This window comes from Kitasatospora sp. NPDC051914 (assembly GCF_040680995.1).
In the GTDB taxonomy this organism is placed as follows: Bacteria; Actinomycetota; Actinomycetes; order Streptomycetales; family Streptomycetaceae; genus Kitasatospora.
Genome location: NZ_JBFAXX010000002.1, coordinates 58,919 through 76,378, shown reverse-complemented (window position 1 = coordinate 76,378; position 17,460 = coordinate 58,919). Strand labels below are relative to the sequence as shown.

The following is a 17,460-nucleotide window of genomic DNA, read 5'->3' as shown; positions in this document are numbered from 1 at the left end:
CCTGACGGACATTCTGGAACGGCGGTGCGTGGCCACACCATCCCTCGAACAGGTGAATCATTTTCCGAGGGCTCGACTCCGCTCCGCCGAGCACTACGCTGGTGGCCGATCGCTCTGCTGATCCTGCTCCTTGTCGCCCCATACAGTGCGCTTCCCGTCCCGGGGCTCCTCGACGGCCCGCTCGGCAGCCCCGGAAGCCTGCAACTGATCGCCCTGTGCCTGCTCTACGGGGCCCTCGCCACCGGCTACGACCTGCTCCTCGGCCGGACAGGCCTGCTCTCCTTCGGACACGCCCTCTACTTCGCCACGGGTCTCTACTGCACGGACCTGGCCATGCTCGAACTCCACCTCCCGTTCGCCGCGGCCGCCGCCGTCGGCATTGCCTCCGCCACCGGGCTCGCCCTGGCGCTCGGCGCCGTCAGCCTCCGGGTGACCGGCATCGGCTTCTCCATGGTCACGCTCGCGTTCGCCCAGGCGGGCGCCATCCTCGTCCAGCGCAATCCGCACGGCCTCACCGGTGGAGAGGAGGGCCGTGCCGCGCCGGCCGACATGCTGCCGTCCTGGCTGGTCGGCATCGGCAACACCGCCAACCTCTACTGGATCGCGCTCGGCTACCTCGTCCTCACCCTCGCGATCGTGCACCGCACCGTCGGCTCGCCCACCGGCCGGGTCTGGGCCGGCATCAGGGAGAACGAGCGCCGGGTCGAAGTGCTCGGCCTGCGACCGTACGGCTACAAGCTGATCGCCTTCGTCGTGGCCGGCTCCCTGGCGGGTGCCGGCGGAGTTGTCCACCTGCTGCTCACCGGCGGCGCCACGCCCCAGGCAGCGACCTCCGACGCCACGCTCGCCCTGCTGGTCATGGTGGTGCTCGGCGGCTCGGGCACACGGTGGGGCCCCCTCCTCGGCGGCGTCCTCTACACCTGGGCCGGGCACCGCCTGGGTGACCTCGCCAATTCGTCCGCCATCGCCGACCTGCCCGCCGTCCTCCGGGTGCCACTCTCGCAGCCGCTTTTTCTTCTCGGCGCCCTCTTCGTCGTGGTGGTCTACCTCCTGCCCGGTGGCCTGGCTAGACTGCCCGCCCGCCTGCGTGCCACCCGCGCCCGTGCGACCGTGCCCGCTCTGACCCGTGGAAGTGAGGCAGCGTGACCATCTCCGGAGCCCCCGGCCATGACGAGTTGGCCATCCCCGTACCCGGTGGCGACCTTGCCGTCCTCCGCTGGCCCGCCCGTGTCCCGGACGCCCCCACGGTGGTTGCCGTCCACGGCATCACCGCCAACGCCCTCGCCTGGGGCGAAGTGGCCGACCGCATCGCCGGCCGGGTCGCACTGGTGGCGCCCGACCTGCGGGGTCGGGCCGGCAGCCGGACGGTCGACGGCCCGTTCGGCCTCGCCCGCCACGCGGACGACGTGGCCGCCGTGATCAGCGCTCTGGCGCCCGGGCCCGTTGTCTTGGTGGGCCACTCCATGGGCGCCTGGGTCAGTGCGCTCACCGCGATCCGCCACCCGGAGCTGGTGCGGCGGGTGCTGCTCGTCGACGGCGCTCTCAGCTTCCCGCTGCCGCCGGGCGTCCACGAGGACGACGCCCTTGCCGCCGTCCTCGGCCCGGCGCTCGCCCGGCTGTCGATGACCTTTCCGGACCGCCAGGCGTACCGGGAGTTCTGGCAGGGCCATCCGGCCTTCGGCGATGCCTGGTCCGCCCGGATGGACGCCTACACGCAGCGTGACCTGGTCGGCCGGGAGCCGGAGCTCCGCTCCTCGTGCGTTCACGAGGCCATTCGGCAGGACGGCCGGGAGGTCCTGCTCGACAAGGACGCGGCAGCCGCCGTCCACCACCTACCGTGCCCGGCAGAACTGCTCTGGGCCGAACGCGGGCTGCTCAACGAGCCACAGGGCCTCTACGACGCGGAGCGGATCAAGACTGCCGCCCTGGACGAGACCCGTGTGCCCGCCACGTCAGTGCCGGGCACCAACCACTACTCGATCATCGGTGGGGCCGTCGGCGCGACTGCCGTGGCCGAGCGGCTGCTGGGCAACAGGGCCACGGCCTGACGGCGGGACGGCCTGTCGCGGGACGGTCCGATGCCGGACGGTAGGGCGGTACGCGATCGGACCGGGGCGGACGGCTGGCGGGGCAGCCCGGCAGCCGTCCGCCCCCGGCCGTCAGCCGGCCGTGCCGAGGAAGCTCTCCCAGCCACCCGTCGGCGTCTTGCCCACGCCGAGGGTCCGGAGCTTGCGCAGCGTCGACTGGTCCTGGACCTCCAGCCATTCGACCAACTGCTTGAAGGACACCAGCCGGACGTCGGGCTTGCTCGAGATCTCCTTGATGGTCTCCTCGACGGCGTCCATGTAGATGCCGCCGTTCCACTGCTCGAAGTGGTTGCCGATGAACAGCGGCGCCCGGTTCGTGGTGTACGCCCGGTTGAACCCGGCCAGGTAGGCGTCACGTGCCTGCGTCCGCCACTCCGCGTACTTCGAAGGATCGCCCTTCGTCGTACCGTGCGACTGGTTGGCGAGGATGTTGTAGTCCATCGACAGCACCTGGAAGCTGTGGCCGGGGAATGGAAGCCCCTGCAGCGGGAAGTCCCAGATCTTGCCGTCCTGGACCTTCTGCGGCCATATCTGCAGACCGCCGGGGGAGCTGGCGTCGTACTTCCAGCCGAGCTTGGCGGCGGTGGGCAGCAGCGCCTTCTGGCCCTGTAGACAGGGCGTGCGGCCGCCGATGAGCTCCTTCTTGTAGTCGAAGGGCAGCGGATCGACGTCGGTGAAGCCGGTGTTCGTCTTCCACTGGGTGACGAACGACACGGCCTGCTGGATCTCGTTCTCCCAGTCCTCCGGGGTCCACTTGTTGACCGCGTTGCCGTCGTCGGGCTGCCGCGCGCAGAAGTGGCCGTTGAAGTGGGTGCCGATCTCGTGGCCGGCCAGCCATGCCTGGCTGAGCAGCTTGATGGTGTTGCGGACGGCGTTCTCGGAGAGGAACGGGATGTCCGACGTGCCGACCGGGTGGCGGGGCGGGTGGTAGAGGCTCGCCTTCTCCTTCGGCACCGTGTAGATGCCGGACAGGAAGAAGGTCATGGACGCCTTGTGCTCGTCGGCGATCTTCAGGAACCGGCTGAACTGCCCGTCGTCGGTGGCACCCGCGCCGTCCCAGGAGAACACCACGAACTGCGGCGGCTGCTCGCCGGGCTTGAGCTTCTCGGGCTTGGGCTGCTTCGGCTGGACACCGGTGTCCGACGTCGACCCGTCCCCGAGCGGCGTGCCCTTGACCGGCGTGCTGGTCGCCTTGGCGCCGGCACCGTCACCCGAGCCGCCCTTGGAGCCCGACCCGCGGGTCTTCGACTTGCCGCCGCTGGAACAGGCGGTGACGGCGCCAAGTGCCGCGGTGGCCGCACCGGCACTCAGCACAGCCCTGCGCGAGATGCTGCTCATGGTCTCCCCTACCCGCGTGGTGCCCGCACCCAGCAGTCGTCCGGACGCCTGGGAGGCATCCGGACGGCGCCGACATAATCGGACAATTGATCAGTATTCCTGCTCAAGGATGTCACGAGCGCCGAAGCTGCCGAAACGCCGCGTCCACCCCTACGCACCACGCAGACCATGCCCGCACGGCTCCATGAGCCATCCGACTGTTGCCGTCCTGAGACAGATCCATGGGCAGGAGTTGGGCCGGCCCGCTCTCGGGCGCCACCCTGGCCGCCGAGGGTCTTCGGAGTCCCGCAGGCCACCGGTGCCCGGCTGTCGGGCGGGCGGTCAGCAGGCGGCCAGGGCCCTGCGCCGACGGCGGACCACGCGGGCGATGGCACTGCTGATCAGGGTCGCCGCCGTGCACGAGACCGCCAGGCTGAGCCAGGCGGTGTCGAACCAGTGGCTGTTCAGCCAGCCCAGACTGACGATGTAAGCGGCCCACACCACGGCGGCCAGCGCCGACCAGCGGAGGAATCCGCGCGAGGACGAGTTCGAGTGCCCGACCGCCAGGTCGATGACGGTCCGTCCGGCCGGGACGAACCGGGCGATGATCACGATGGCGGCAGCCGCGCGGCTGGTGCGCTGGGCCAGGCTCTCCTGGGCGCGTTCCACGCTGCGGGCCAGGGCGGGGCGGCGTGCGAGGCGCCGGTGCACCGCCGGTGCACCGCGGCGTGCGAGCCGAAGCAGCAGCAGGTCACCCAGGAAGGAGGCGACGGCCACGCCCAGCCCCAGCAGCAGCGGTGCGCCGTCGACCTCGGAGGTGCGGAGCACCGCGAGGATCACCAGCGTCCCGCTCGGCAGGAACGGGAGGAACGCGTCACCGAGCACGGCGCACAGCGCCAGTGCGCAGATCCACGACGGGCCGAGTACGGCTGCGGCGTCCAAGGTCGAACTCCCTCCAGACCGCCCGGGGGAGAGCAGTGCTGCGGGGAGTAACGCTAGCGACTCGACATTTCATGCCATGAAGCACCCCCTTGTGCTGCGACTCACAGCTCGATTCGGGAACCCGCGCCTCGCGGCGGGCCGGCGGGCCTCGCCCGGTGCGGGGTGACGCTCCTCGTCCAGGCAAGTCGGCGGTTCTGTTCGCACCCACGCCCACGCCCATGCCCTCGGTACGGGCTGCCCCGAACATGGCGCGAGCCCCCGGAGCGGGGGTGCCGCTCCGGGGGCTCGTGGGGACCGCCGGTGCTGGTCCAGCCCGTCGGTCTTCGTCAGGAGCGCGGTGATGCGTACACCGCACTGATGAGTAACTTTGCCCGATCCCACTATCTGACGCGACCTCAGGGACTGGCGACTTCCCGCGCTGGCATGAAGTCGCCAGCGGCTCCGGCCGCGGAGCCCGGCACCCCGAGCCTCGCGGCAAAACTGTCCCGCCGCGGGAACACGGCCGCCCACCCTGCGGTTGACCCAGGTCGCCGGTCGGCCGACCGGCGACGAACGACCCGCAGCGATCAGGAGGACGGGCGGCATGAGCGGCGAGCGCACGGGCGGCACCCAGGAGCACGCAGGGAAGGCCGCCCTCGGCGGCACCGATACCGCCACGGCCGGCGCCGCCACCACAGCCGGTGCCACCGCCACAGAAGCCGTCACCGCCGCAGAAACCGCCGCCGACCCCGTTCGCGGAAGGGCCCGGGGTACGGCCCCGGCACCCCTCTCGATCCTCGACCTGGCCACCGTCGGTGCCGGCTACACGCCCGCCGACGCCCTCGCCGCCACCACCGAGCTGGCCCGGTCCGCCGAGGGCTGGGGCTACCACCGCTTCTGGGTCGCCGAGCACCACGGCATGCCGGGCGTCGCCAGCTCCAACCCGGCCGTGCTGCTCGCCCACCTCGGTGCCCACACCCGGACCCTGCGCCTGGGTTCCGGCGGTGTCATGCTGCCCAACCACGCGCCGCTGACCGTGGCCGAGCAGTTCGGCCTGCTGGAGGCCATGCATCCCGGGCGGATCGACCTCGGCCTGGGCCGGGCTCCCGGCACCGACCAGGCCACGGCCCGGGCCCTGCGCCGCGGCCTCACCGACGGCGCCGAGGACTTCCCGCAGCAGCTCGCAGAGCTGACGCACTTCCTGGACGGCGACTTCCCGGACGGCCACCCGTACGCCCGCCTGCGCGCCGTTCCGCAGAACGGCGCCCGACCGCCGATCTGGCTGCTCGGCTCGTCCGGCTTCAGCGCGCGGCTGGCGGGGCGCCTCGGCCTGCCGTTCGCCTTCGCCCACCACTTCAGCGCCGCCAACACGGTGCCGGCGCTCGATCTGTACCGCAGCTCCTTCCAGCCCTCGGAGGTCCTGGAGGAGCCGTACGCGCTGATCGGCGTCAGCGCGGTCGCGGCCGAGCAGGAGGCTGACGCGCTGCGGCTCGCCCGGTCGGCCGGCCTCGCGATGCTCCGGCTCCGCCAGGGCCGTCCGGGTCTGATCCCCACCCCGGAGGAGGCGGAGGCCCACCCCTACACGGAGATGGAGGCGGACTTCCTGGAGAGCTGGCTGGGCAACGTCGTCCTGGGGAGGCCGGGGCAGGTGGCCGACGGCCTGGAGGCCCTGCGGAAGCGGGTCGGTGCCGACGAGCTCATGGTGACCTCGCACATCCACGGTCACGAGGCGCGCCACCGCTCCTACCGGCTCATCGCCGAGACCTACGGACTGACCGCAGCCCCCACCGAGCTCCAGGCGGTTGCGGAGCCGCTCGGCACCCCGGCGGTGTAGCCCACGGGCTGTCGTGGAGCTGCCGCGGAGCGTCAGCGGGACCGGCTCTCGCGGAGCATCTCCGCGACGAGTTCCGCCTCGCCCGGCTTGGCGAAGTACCAGCCCTGGGCGGTGTCGCAGCCGGTGAGGCGGAGCCGCTCCGCCTGGGCGGCGTTCTCGATGCCCTCGGCCGTGACGGTCAGGCCCAGGGCGTGGGCGAGCTGCACCATGGCGCCGACGATCTGCTCGTCCGCCTCCGTCCGCCGCGACCGGACCCCGTCCGTGTCGCCGGCGGGGGCGCGCCCGCCGGGGCGGCCGGGAGGCATGCCGCCGGTGTCGCGGAAGGCCTCGACGAAGGTGCCGTCGAGCTTCAGGACGTGCACCGGGAGGCGGGAGAGGTAGGCGAGGTTGGAGTAACCGGTGCCGAAGTCGTCGATCGCGATGCGGATACCCATGTCGGCGAGGGCCTGCAGGGCCTGGATGGGGCGTCCGCCGGGGCCGAGGAGGGCGCTCTCGGTGATCTCCAGCTGCAGCAGCCCGGCCGGCAGACCGGTCCGTTCCAGGACTTCGGCGACGTCCGCGACCACGTCCGAGTCCCAGATCTGACGGGCGGCCAGGTTGACGCTGACGAAGGTGTCGGAGTCGGGGAACTCCGCCAGCCAGCGTCTCGCCTGTCTGCAGGACTCCTCCAGCACCCACTTGCCCAGCGGAACGATCGCCCCGGACTCCTCGGCCAGCGGGATGAACCGGTCGGGGGAGAGCGTCCCGTACCGGGGGTGCCGCCACCGGACGAGGGCCTCGGCGCCGTGCACCAGGCCGTCCGACAGGCCGACGAGCGGCTGGTACTCGACGGTGAACTCGCCGCGTTCCAGGGCGGGCCTCAGCGCGGTGGAGAGGAGCTGCCGGGTCAGCTGGTGGGCACCGCGGGCCGGGTCGTAGAGCGTCCAGCGGGCCCGGCCGTCGGCCTTGGACCAGTACAGGGTCGAGTCGGCGTCCTTGAGGAGGTCGGTCGGCGAGGTGCCCTCGACCGGACGCTCCACCACGCCGACCGAGGCGGTGACCGCCAGCCGGTGCCCACCGATCTCGAACGGGCGCTCCAGCGTTTCGAGCAGGCGGCCGGCCAGCGCGGTGAGCTGCTCGGACCCCTCGCTGTCGGTGACCAGCAGGGCGAACTCGTCCCCGCCGAGCCGGGCGACGAGCTGCTTGTCCCCATGAGCGAAACCGTTCTCCAGACGGGCGGCCACGGCTACCAGCAGCTGGTCGCCGACGTGGTGGCCGAGCGTCTCGTTGATCACGGCGAAGCCGTCCAGGTCGAGGTAGCAGAGCCCGATCCGGGGCTCGCGCTCGCCGTCGGCACTCTCGGCCACCGCCCGGTCGGGGGTTCGCTGCCCGGCCCCCGGCATGCCGTTCCGCACGGCCGTGCCGTGGGTGAGAAGACCCCGGGCCGAACCGCCGGCCGAACCGCCCACCGAACCCGCGGCCGGAGCCTGCACCGCACTCCTCACGCCCACCGAACCGGCACCGCCGACGCCCCCGACGCGCCCGCCACCCGCACCTCCGACACCCGCACCCCCGACGCCCGCAACGCCGCCGGGCCCCCGCTCGCCGTGGCCGCGGCCCGTCCGCACGCCGACGGCGAGGAACGCCGCCTCCAGACGCTCGAAGAACAGCGTGCGGTTGGGCAGGCGGGTCAGCGGGTCGTGCAGGGCCTGGTAGGCCAGCCGGTCGCCGAGGAGCCGCTGCTCGGTGACGTCCTCGACCATGGCGAGCGTGTAGAGGGGGTGCTCGGCGCCGTCCCGGATGAGGGAGAGGGTCACCTTGCTCCACACCGAGCGGCCGTCCTTGTGCTTGAGCCGCTTCTCGACCCGCAGGCGGTCCCGCTTGCCGTGCACCAGCTCCAGGTAGAGGCGCCGGGGGGTGTCCTCGGGGTCGATGATGTCGTGGATGTGCGTCCGGGCGAGGTCGGACGGCTCGCGCCCCAGCATCGCCGCGAAGGCGGGGTTGGCCTCGATGATCAGGTCGTCGGCGTCGATCAGCGCCATTCCGATGCCCGCGTCGGCGAACGCCGCCCGGAACCGGGACTCGCTGGCGCGCAGGGCGGCGAGGAGACGCCCGGTGCTGCCGCCGACCGGGCCGGCGCAGGTGGGGCAGGAGACCAGCGGCTCGACCGTCACCGGAGGCTCGGCGGCTACCTGCTGACCGGTCAGCAGCGGCCCCAGGGGCTGCACCGACGACTGCACGGACGACTGCAGCGGGGACTGCACGGAGGGGTGCTGGTCGGCCCGGCCGGGTGGCGCGTGCGGCGGCTCGGGGCGGCCGGGGCGCTCACGGTGCATCTCCTCGTGTCGCACGACCGTGTGGTGTGCGTCGACCCCCTCGTTTCGCCCCGGCACGGCATGCTCCCGTCCGCTGCTCCCGCATGATCCGGACGGCTGCCGCAGTGCAGTTGTCCGTGTCCACGGCGGTCCACGCCCCTGTCCGATCCAACCCCTCGATCGAACCCCTCGGGTCGGGCCACCGCCGCCGATCATAGGCGTCGCGCGGAAGCGGCGGCGACCGCCGCCAGGGTGATTCGTCGGGTTTCTGACGGAGTGTGGGCCGACGCGGCGGCGCCCCCGGCCTCCGTCGGGCGACGGTGAACGGGGGCGCGTGCGCATACGGCCTGCTTGTCCGGTGTGCGGTCCGGCGGCAGGCCCCCGGGGCGGCGGCTGCGGGCCGACCGCGCCGGGTGTCGGCGGAGCCGTCCGAGGATTTTTCGAACGGTGCCGCCGACGGCGTGTCGCGGGTCAGGCCAGCTTGGCCGTGAGGGTGATCGTCGTGCCGGTGAGGGCCTTGCTCACCGGGCAGTTGGCCTTGGCGTCCTCGGCGGCCTTCACGAAGCCGGCCTCGTCGAGGCCCGGGACCTCACCGGTGACCGTGAGGTGGATGCCGGTGATGCCGGTGCCGGGCTGGAAGGTCACGTCCGCCTGGGTGTCCAGCCGGGTGGGCGGGGTGCCCGCACCGGCGAGGCCGTGGGAGAGGGCCATCGAGAAGCAGGAGGAGTGGGCGGCGGCGATGAGCTCCTCCGGGCTGGTCTTGCCGTTGGGCGCCTCGGCACGGGCCGGCCAGGAGACCGGGTACTCCCCGATGCCGGAGGAGGCCAACGTCACCACGCCCTTGCCTTCGAGCAGGTTGCCTTCCCACGCGGTGCGTGCGGTACGGGTGGTTGCCACGGTCAGGTACCTCCTGTGCTGAGGGAACTGCTGGGTCGTCACGTCCGGCTTGCGCCGCGCCCAGCCTACGCGGCGATTCTCCGCCCGACCGGCGCTCTGCCGGAGTCGCCGCGCGGAGTCCGGCGGAGTGTCCGGATGGCGGACGACTGGTCCGAACGGTGGGAGTTCTCGGGGTCGCCCCTGTTAGATTTGCCGAGGCCCGAGCCGGTCACCGGCCGTCCGGGCGTGTCCAGCCCAGCAAGCTCCGGAGCGATCATCCGATGACCGATCAGCCCACCGACCCCGCCGCCGACACCACGGCGGGGATCGACGAAGCGGTGCGTGCCGAGCTGACCAGCCTGCGCGAGAGCATCGACAACATCGATGCGGCCGTCGTGCACATGCTTGCCGAGCGCTTCAAGGCGACCCAGCGGGTCGGCCGGCTGAAGGCCGCCCACAAGCTGCCCCCGGCCGATCCGGCCAGGGAGCGCGAGCAGATCAAGCGGCTGCGCGAGCTGGCCGCCGGCGCCCACCTCGACCCGGTCTTCGCCGAGAAGTTCCTGAACTTCATCATCGCCGAGGTCATCCGCCACCACGAGGCCATCGCCCGCGCCTGACCGGTACACCTGCGCCGGCCCTGTCCCTGCGCCGGCCCGCGCAGCCCCGGCCCGCGCAGCCCCGGCAGTGCCGGCAGCGGCAGCGGACCGGTTCGCGGTGTCGGCTCCGGCTAAAGGCGGGATTTCGCCGGGGGCCTCCCCGGCGCTAGCGTGCTGTTCTCTTCGACCGGCGATCTCGAACCACCGGCGGGGCACACCGCCGATCGGTCCGCCGGGCCGGCGGGCGGCCTGCGGTGGCGCGGAGGGTGGCACAGCAGATGACCAGCTACGTGGGCACCCCGGACGCGGACCCCGCGACCGGCCCAGAACCGCGCCCGCACGCGCCTGCCGCCGACCAGGACGCACTGCCCGACGGAAGGGGCACGGCCCGAGCGGCGGAAGCCGCCGACTCCCGGCCGGTGCGCCGGCGGCGCTGGCCGTGGTGGGCCGAGCTGCCGGTGATGGCGGCCGTCGGGCTGCTGGTGGCGCTCGTGATCAAGACCTGCCTGTTCCAGGTGTTCACCATCCCGTCCGGCTCGATGGAGAACACGCTGCGGGTCAACGACCGGGTGGCGGTCAACAAGCTGGCCGTCCTCACGGGGTGGGAACCGCAGCCGGGGGAGCCGGTGGTCTTCCGTGATCCCGGGAACTGGCTGCCCGACCGGAAGGAGTCCGACGGCGTCCTGCCCGGCGCGGTCGACGCCCTGCTGAGCTTCGTCGGACTGCTGCCGCCGAAGGACGACAACTACCTGGTCAAGCGGGTCATCGCGACCGGCGGGCAGACGGTCCAGTGCACCGGCACGGTACTGCGGGTGGACGGCCACCCGGTGGCGGAGCCGTACCTGCACGAGGGCGACGACTCGTGTTCGGGGCTGGACTTCGGCCCGGTGGCGGTGCCCCAGGGGTATCTGTGGGTGGAGGGCGACCACCGCAGCAACTCGGCCGACTCCCGGTACCACCGGGACGGGCCCGGCGACGGCGCGGTCCCGGTGGCCAACGTGGTCGGCCCCACCGCCGCCGTGGTCTGGCCGCTCGGCCACCTCGACTGGTTCGGCTGGTCCGGCCGCTGACGGGTCCCGGCCGCACCCTGAACCGAGACGCGCCCCTACACAGAAACGAACCCCCGCACAGAGACGCACCCCGACCGCCCCGGCCGAGCGGCGCACACCCCGGCCGGGGCGGTCGCCCGTTCAGGCGGAGCCGCGTACCGAGTCCCGGGGCTCGCTCCTCGGCCCGGTGTCCCGCTCGTCCCGCGGCCCGGCAGCGCCGTCCCGCCGGCACCCCTCAGCAGGAGCGGCAGGAGCAGCGGGCTTGCTGGTCTGGGCGGCGAAGGCGCCGACGAGCACGAGCAGGCCGCCGAGCAACTGCGGGGTGCCGAGGTGCTCGCCGAGCAGGACCCAGGCGAGGACGGTCGCGACCACGGCCTCCAGGTTGGCCACCACACCGGCCACCGGCGGTGACAGGTGCTGAACGGCCACCACGCCGGTCAGGTACGCCAGCACGGTGGCGACCAGCACCATCCAGGCGGCGGGCAGCAACGCGGGCAGGCTGTGGCCGTTCATGGAGACCGAGCCGCCGAGCAGGCTCCAGTCGGCCTCCCACGGGCGGGTGAACGCGGTGAGCACGACGGCGCCGATGAGCAGCCCGAAGGCGCTGACGGCGATCGGGTCGATCGGCCGCTCGCCGCGGCGGCCGGCGTCGGCGAGGACGAAGTAGCCGACCTGGCAACAGGCCGCACCGAGGGCGAACAGGACGCCGAGCGCGTCGAAGCCGAGCCCGTTCCACACCTCGACCACGCAGGCCAGGCCGGTGACGGCCACGGCGGCGCCGATCGCGGCGGCGCGGGAGACCGGCTTGCGCTGGACGAACCGTACGTAGGCGAGCAGCAGCGGCGGCCCGAGGTACTCGATCAGCAGGGCGACGCCGACCGGGATGCGGGAGATGGCCGCGAAGTAGCAGGCCTGCACACCGGCCACGGCCAGCAGGCCGAAGCCCACCAGCAGGCCCGGGCGCTGCCGCAGGGCCGCCCGGTGCCGGTACGCGAGCGGCAGCAGGACCAGGGCCGCGCCCGCGACCCGGAGCCACACCACGTGCAGCGGCGAGAGCCCGGCTTCGATCAGCGGCTTGGCGGCGGTGCCGGAGCCGCCGAAGGCGAAGGCGGAGAGCAGCGCGAGCGAGAGGCCGAGCGAGCCGATCCCGCGGGCCGGGGAGGGTGGTGAGCTGTGCACCGCCGCATTGTGCCAGTTCGCGGACGTCCTTGGTAAGGCGCCATCTCACCTTTTGGTGCTGTGCTCGTTCGGCCGGAGCCGTGGCCCGCCCGCCGGGCCCGCCGCTACCCCCAGGTGCCCGTGCCCGTCCCGCCGGTGCTGCCGCTCGTCCCCGAGTCCGAACCGCTGCCCGAGCCGTACCCGAGCAGTCCGCCCCCGCCGTCGGTCGTGCCGGACCCGTACCCGCCGGTGCTGCCGGTGCTGCCGGTGCTGCCGGTGCCCGAGCTTCCCGGGCGGCCCGTGCCGGGGGTGGCGCCCTTCGACGCCCACGGCCGCTCCGGCTGCCGGGTGGCGTCGTCGTCCTCGGCGGGCTCCGAGGCGGCCGGGGAGGTCGGGCTCGCGGAGGGGGCGGCCGACGGCGTGCCGCTGGGTGCCGGGTCGGCGGGCCGGGAGCGGACCTGCTTGGGCGGGGTGAACTCGCCCACCGGCTGCCCGGCGAGCGCGGCCTTCGTGTAGGCCGTCCAGATCAGCGCCGGGTAGCGGCCGCCGGCGGCCTCGCCGGTGCCTCCGATGCCGTCCAGGGTGACTTGGGCGCCGCTGGCCGGGTCCTGGCCGAACAGGGCGACCGCGGTCACCAGCTCCGGCGTGTAGCCGACGAACCAGACCGAGCGGGAGTCGTCGGTGGTGCCGGTCTTGCCGGCGACCGGCCGGTTCAGGGCGCCCGCCCGCCAGCCGGTGCCGCCCGGGTCGTCGACGACGCCCCTGAGCATGGCGGTGGTGGCCCGGGCGGCCTCGGTGCTGACCGCCTGGGTGGTGCTCTGCGCGGGCAGCGGCACCTGCTCGCCCTCGACCTCGACGGACTTCACCAGCCACGGGGTGATCTGCTTGCCGTCGTTGTCGAGCGCCGCGTACGCACCGGCCATCTGCAGCACGCTGGGCGTGGCCGCGCCGAGCGGGATGGACGGCACGGCGCTCAGGCCGGGGGTGTCGGCGGGCAGTCCGAGCGCGACGGCCGTCCTCCGGACGGTCTCCAGGCCGGTGTCCTGCGCGAGCTGGGCGTACACCGAGTTGACCGACCAGTCGGTGGCCTGCTGAAGGGTGATCTGGCCGTAGTCCTTGCCGCCCTCGTTCGGCGGCGCGTACGGAGTGCCGGTGCCGCCGCGGACCGGGCGGCCGCTGGTGCCGTCGTAGACGGTGTCGGCGGTGATCCGGCGGCCCGCCTGGGTGCGGGCCCCGCTGTCGAGGGCGGCGGCGAGGGCGATCGCCTTGAAGGTGGACCCCGCCTGGTAGTCCTGGCGGGTCGCGTTGTCGATCCAGTGCCTGGTGGCGTCGCTGCCGCCGTACAGCGCGACGACCGCGCCGGTCTTCGGGTCCACGGAGACGGCGCCGGCCTGGGCGTCGGCGTCCTTCTTGCGCTTCGCCGGGTCCAGGTTGTCGGTGAGCTGGCTGCGGACGGCGGCCTGCAGCTGCCGCTCCCGCTCGGAGTCGACGGTGAGGGTGATGGTGTAGCCGCCCTGGGCGAGCTGGGCGTCGCTCAGGACGTGCTGCGAGGTGAGGTGGTCGGTGGCGGCGGCCACCAGGTAGCCGGCCTGCCCGGACAGCCCCGGCGCGCTCTTCGGCTCCTTCACGTCGGGGAAGGAGGTCGCGGCCCGCTCGGAGGCGGACAGCCAGTGCTGCCGGACCATGCCGTCCAGCACGTAGTTCCAGCGGTTCATGGCGTTCTGCCGGCCCTGCGGGGTCGCGGTGGCGACGTCGTACGCGCCGGGGGCGTTCAGCAGTGCGGCCAGGTAGGCGCCCTGGGCGGCGTTCAGCCGGTCGGCGTCGGTGCCGAAGTACGCCTGCGCGGCGGCCTGGATGCCGTAGGCGCCGCGTCCGTAGTACGAGGTGTTGAGATACCCGGCGAGGATGTCGTCCTTGCTCTCGGTCGCATCCACCTTGATCGCGATGAAGAGCTCCTTCACCTTGCGGGTGACGCTCTGCTTCTGGCTGAGGTAGGTGTTCTTGACGTACTGCTGGGTGATCGTGGAGCCGCCCTGGGTGCTCCCGCCGGTCGCGGTGCGGAAGGCGGCGCGGGCCAGGCCCTGCACGTTGACCGCGCCCTCGTGGTAGAAGTTCCGGTCCTCGGCGGCGAGCGCGGCCTGCCGGGCGGCGGGGGAGATCCCGTCGAGCGGCACGTTCTGCCGGTTGGTCTGCCCGGTCCGGGCGATCGGCGTGCCGTCCTGGTAGAGCCAGGTGTTGCTCTGCGCCGTCGCGGCCGCGTGCGCGTCGGGCACCTGCACCAGGGCCAGCCCCAGGGCGAACAGGCCGACCGAGAGCAGCACCGCGGCCACCGAGCCGGCCAGCGCCGCCCGCCAGGTCGGGACCAGCCGGCGCCAGCCGGTGCGGCGCCGGGCCGTCCTGCGGCCGAACCACCGCCGTGCGGGCACGCCGGAACCGGTCTGCTGCGAAGTACGGGGCACCGGAGGTCCCTTCCTGCGAGCCCCGCAAAGGTCGCTCACCCGTCGGACGGCACGGACCGTCCCACCCTGCCTGATCGACTTGTCAGACGTTAGGGACTTATGTCCCATTTTTCCTTACCGTTCCCTCACCTCTCGGCGGCCACCTCGCCCGCGCCCCCGCCGCGACGGGGCCGGGATAGGGTGCCCGGACCCGCCGCACGAGGAGCACCATGGCCCGCCCGAGCATCCTGTACGTGACCGACCTCACCTATCCGGCCCGCGGCCGGCGTTACGGCGACGAGGACGTCCACCTCTCCGCGGCGCTGCGCACCGACTTCGCCGTCGCCCTCTGCCACCCGCTGGATGCGGCCGGCCTGATGGGCTCCTTCGACGGCGTCGTGGTGCGCAACAGCGGCCCGGTGCTTCACTACCGGGAGCAGTACGAGGCCTTCCGGGCCGAGGCGCTGCTGCGCGGCACCCCGGTGTTCAACGAGCTGACCGGCCGCGCGGACATGGCCGGCAAGCAGTACCTGCTCGACCTCTCGGCCGGCGGGCACCCCGTGATACCGACCGCCGGTGCGCCGGACGAGCTGCACCGGCTGCCGGAGGTCCCCGAGTACGTGGTGAAGCCGAAGCTCGGCGCCGACTCGATCGGACTGGAGTTCGTCGGGCCGGAACGGATCGCCGAAGCCTGTGCCGGCGGCGGAGTGCTCGTCCAGCCGCGGATCGACTTCCGCTACGAGGTGTCCTTCTACTTCGTCGACCGCGAGTTCCAGTACGCGCTGCACACCCCCGACCGGGACGCCCGCTGGGAGCTCGCCCCCTACCGGCCCGGCGGGGGCGACCTCGCCTTCGCCCAGCGCTTCGTGGACTGGAACACCATCGACCACGGCATCCAGCGCGTCGACGCCTGCCGCACCCCCGAGGGCGAGCTGCTCCTCGTCGAACTGGAGGACCTCAATCCCTACCTGTCCCTCCACCTGCTGGAGGAGGGGCAGCGCGAGCGCTTCACGGCCGCGACGAAGGACTCCCTCCACCGCCTGCTGCGCGGCTGAGGCGGCTCCGGGAACGTCGAAGGCCCCCCGCTTCCGCGAGGGGCCTTCGACCGTCTGTGCGCCGCCAGGGACTCGAACCCCGGACCCGCTGATTAAGAGTCAGCTGCTCTAACCAACTGAGCTAGCGGCGCCTGCTGACCTGCGGAACATTACACGCAGCCGTCCGCCGAGTGAAATCGTGTCCGCCCGGTCGCGGTGTGTCGCAGTCGGCGCGCCGGCAGGCAGCGCGGTGATCACGAGGCGGCGCGGCGCGCGGGACCGTGCGGAGAGACCGCCCCGTGTTCCGACCTCCGCCTTGACCTTCCGCGTTGCCCGCAGACCGCCCATGTGTCGTCGTGCCAGGCGCCACGGAATCTATCGGGCGGGCAGGGAGGTCCCGGAGACCTCGGCAGGCACACGCCGCACGCCCCCGTCCTGTCACCCGGATCGCGCACTGTTGCGTCAACCGTGTGATGACGGCGACCGGCCGTGGGCCGCCCGGGTGGCGGTCGCCGGCCACCGTCCGCCGGGCGGTACCGCGGCCCGGTGCGTGCACCGGGCCTGCCAGGAATGCCAGGATCACGGGGCAGATCGCCCCGACCCCCACCGAAGGCGGCACCATGACCAGTGACGCGGACGAGCCCCGGGCCGCGGCGGAGCGGCTCCCGGCGCACCTCCAGCACTCCCGCCCGGTCCGCCGGATGGCGCCGCGCGGCCGCGGCGAACCGCACCGCACCGCCACCCCGCTGGAGCTCTTCTTCGACCTGTGCTTCGTGGTGGCCGTCGCCCAGGCCGGGGTCCAACTGGCGCACGCCCTCGCGGAGGGTCACGCCGGCACCGCCGTTCCGCGCTATCTGTTCGTCTTCTTCGCGATCTGGTGGGCCTGGATGAACTTCACCTGGTTCGCCTCCGCCTACGACGTGGACGACGTGCCGTACCGGCTCACCACCCTGGTGCAGATCACCGGGGTGCTGGTGCTCGCGGCCGGCGTGCCCCGGATGTTCCAGGACCAGAACCTGGTCCTCTCGGTGGTCGGCTACGTGCTGATGCGCTTCGCCATGGTCACCCAGTGGCTGCGCGCCGCGGCCTGCGAGACCGGCCCGGCCCGTACGGTGGCCCTGCGCTACGCCCTCGGGATCACCCTGTGCCAGATCGGCTGGGCGCTGATCCTGCTGGTGCCGCACAGCGCCTACCCGTACCTGATCCCGCTCGGCATCCTGGCGGAGGTCTCCGTGCCGGTGCTGGCCGAGCGCACCGCGCAGACCACCTGGCACCCGCACCACATCGCCGAGCGGTACGGGCTGTTCACCTTGATCGTGCTGGGCGAGACGGTGGCCGCCGCCACCCTCGCGGTGCAGACGGCGCTGGACGAGCACGAGGCCCTGGACGACCTGCTGCCGATCGCCGGCGGCGGCGTCCTGCTGTGCTTCGCGGCCTGGTGGATCTACTTCGCCGAGCCGGTGCACGACCGCCTCCGCTCCAGCCGGGAGGCCTTCCTGTGGGGCTACGGCCACTACCTGCTGCTCGGCTCGGCGGCCGCGATCGGCGCGGGCCTGGAGGTGGTGGTGGAGTACTCCGTCCACCAGGCGCACATCTCGGCGGTGGCGGCCGCCGCCGCGGTCACCGTGCCGGCCGCGCTCTACCTGCTGACGGTCTGGCTGCTGCAGTCCCGGCACTTCAAGCAGGGCGCCGAGCAGGTGGTGCTGCCGGCCTCGGCGGCGGTGGTGCTGGCCTGTACGGCGCTGGGCCGCGACGCGGTCCTCGCGGCCGGGCTGGTCGCCGCCCTGACGGTGGCGGTCGGCATCACGCTGCGCGCCCGCCGCGGCTGACCGCGCACCGTCCACGGGCCGGCGGCC

At 73.1% G+C, this 17,460-nt stretch carries 13 protein-coding genes and 1 tRNA gene; 7 read left to right on the top strand and 7 right to left on the bottom strand.

The window, feature by feature from the left end; genetic code table 11:
- The first annotated feature begins 39 nt into the window (after positions 1-39).
- Both AB0M03_RS02435 and AB0M03_RS02430 read left to right on the top strand, forming a co-directional pair.
- The gene (locus tag AB0M03_RS02435; protein ID WP_363487757.1) at positions 40-1,146 is read left to right on the top strand and encodes a branched-chain amino acid ABC transporter permease; all 1,107 of its coding nucleotides are present in this window, start codon (positions 40-42) and stop codon (positions 1,144-1,146) included.
- Positions 1,143-2,048 (top strand): alpha/beta hydrolase, encoded by a 906-nt coding sequence (locus tag AB0M03_RS02430; protein ID WP_363487515.1) that lies wholly within the window; start codon positions 1,143-1,145, stop codon positions 2,046-2,048. Before AB0M03_RS02435 ends, AB0M03_RS02430 begins: the two co-directional genes overlap by 4 nt.
- Positions 2,049-2,159: 111 nt before the next feature.
- Here AB0M03_RS02430 and AB0M03_RS02425 read toward each other — a convergent pair whose 3' ends face one another.
- On the bottom strand, positions 2,160-3,425 hold the full coding sequence (locus AB0M03_RS02425; protein ID WP_363487513.1) for a hypothetical protein: 1,266 nt from the start codon (positions 3,423-3,425) through the stop codon (positions 2,160-2,162).
- Between the two features lie 321 nt (positions 3,426-3,746).
- Entirely contained in the window at positions 3,747-4,346 is a 600-nt protein-coding gene (locus tag AB0M03_RS02420; RefSeq protein ID WP_363487511.1) for a VTT domain-containing protein, read from the bottom strand.
- Positions 4,347-4,929: 583 nt separating this feature from the next.
- On the opposite strand from AB0M03_RS02420, the gene AB0M03_RS02415 reads away from it, so the two are divergent.
- Positions 4,930-6,159, top strand: coding sequence for an LLM class flavin-dependent oxidoreductase (locus AB0M03_RS02415; protein ID WP_363487509.1), 1,230 nt, complete (start codon positions 4,930-4,932; stop codon positions 6,157-6,159).
- Between the two features lie 32 nt (positions 6,160-6,191).
- Here AB0M03_RS02415 and AB0M03_RS02410 read toward each other — a convergent pair whose 3' ends face one another.
- Complete coding sequence (locus tag AB0M03_RS02410) at positions 6,192-8,489, bottom strand: EAL domain-containing protein (protein WP_363487507.1); 2,298 nt, start codon at positions 8,487-8,489, stop codon at positions 6,192-6,194.
- Positions 8,490-8,924: 435 nt separating this feature from the next.
- Positions 8,925-9,350, bottom strand: a complete 426-nt coding sequence (locus AB0M03_RS02405) for an OsmC family protein (protein ID WP_363487505.1) — start codon at positions 9,348-9,350, stop codon at positions 8,925-8,927.
- Between the two features lie 260 nt (positions 9,351-9,610).
- Here AB0M03_RS02405 and AB0M03_RS02400 point away from each other — a divergent pair, with 260 nt between their 5' ends.
- Both AB0M03_RS02400 and lepB read left to right on the top strand, forming a co-directional pair.
- Positions 9,611-9,946, top strand: a complete 336-nt coding sequence (locus AB0M03_RS02400) for a chorismate mutase (RefSeq protein ID WP_363487503.1) — start codon at positions 9,611-9,613, stop codon at positions 9,944-9,946.
- Between the two features lie 257 nt (positions 9,947-10,203).
- On the top strand, positions 10,204-10,995 hold the full coding sequence (gene lepB / locus AB0M03_RS02395; protein ID WP_363487501.1) for a signal peptidase I: 792 nt from the start codon (positions 10,204-10,206) through the stop codon (positions 10,993-10,995).
- Positions 10,996-11,115: 120 nt separating this feature from the next.
- Here the strand turns inward: lepB and AB0M03_RS02390 are convergent, their stop codons facing one another.
- Together AB0M03_RS02390 and AB0M03_RS02385 are read right to left on the bottom strand one after the other, a co-directional pair.
- Positions 11,116-12,153 carry an EamA family transporter gene (locus AB0M03_RS02390; protein ID WP_363487499.1) on the bottom strand — a complete coding sequence of 346 codons (1,038 nt, stop codon included), beginning with the start codon at positions 12,151-12,153 and terminating at the stop codon, positions 11,116-11,118.
- A 104-nt stretch (positions 12,154-12,257) separates the two neighbouring features.
- Positions 12,258-14,591, bottom strand: coding sequence for a transglycosylase domain-containing protein (locus AB0M03_RS02385; RefSeq protein WP_363487497.1), 2,334 nt, complete (start codon positions 14,589-14,591; stop codon positions 12,258-12,260).
- A gap of 209 nt (positions 14,592-14,800) precedes the next feature.
- On the opposite strand from AB0M03_RS02385, the gene AB0M03_RS02380 reads away from it, so the two are divergent.
- Positions 14,801-15,625, top strand: a complete 825-nt coding sequence (locus AB0M03_RS02380; protein ID WP_363487495.1) for a hypothetical protein — start codon at positions 14,801-14,803, stop codon at positions 15,623-15,625.
- Positions 15,626-15,682: 57 nt separating this feature from the next.
- On the opposite strand, the gene AB0M03_RS02375 is transcribed toward AB0M03_RS02380, so the two are convergent.
- Positions 15,683-15,756 (bottom strand) — tRNA-Lys (locus tag AB0M03_RS02375).
- Positions 15,757-16,305: 549 nt separating this feature from the next.
- Between AB0M03_RS02375 and AB0M03_RS02370 the strand changes: the two genes are divergently transcribed.
- Complete coding sequence (locus AB0M03_RS02370) at positions 16,306-17,433, top strand: low temperature requirement protein A (protein ID WP_363487755.1); 1,128 nt, start codon at positions 16,306-16,308, stop codon at positions 17,431-17,433.
- Positions 17,434-17,460: the final 27 nt, after the last annotated feature.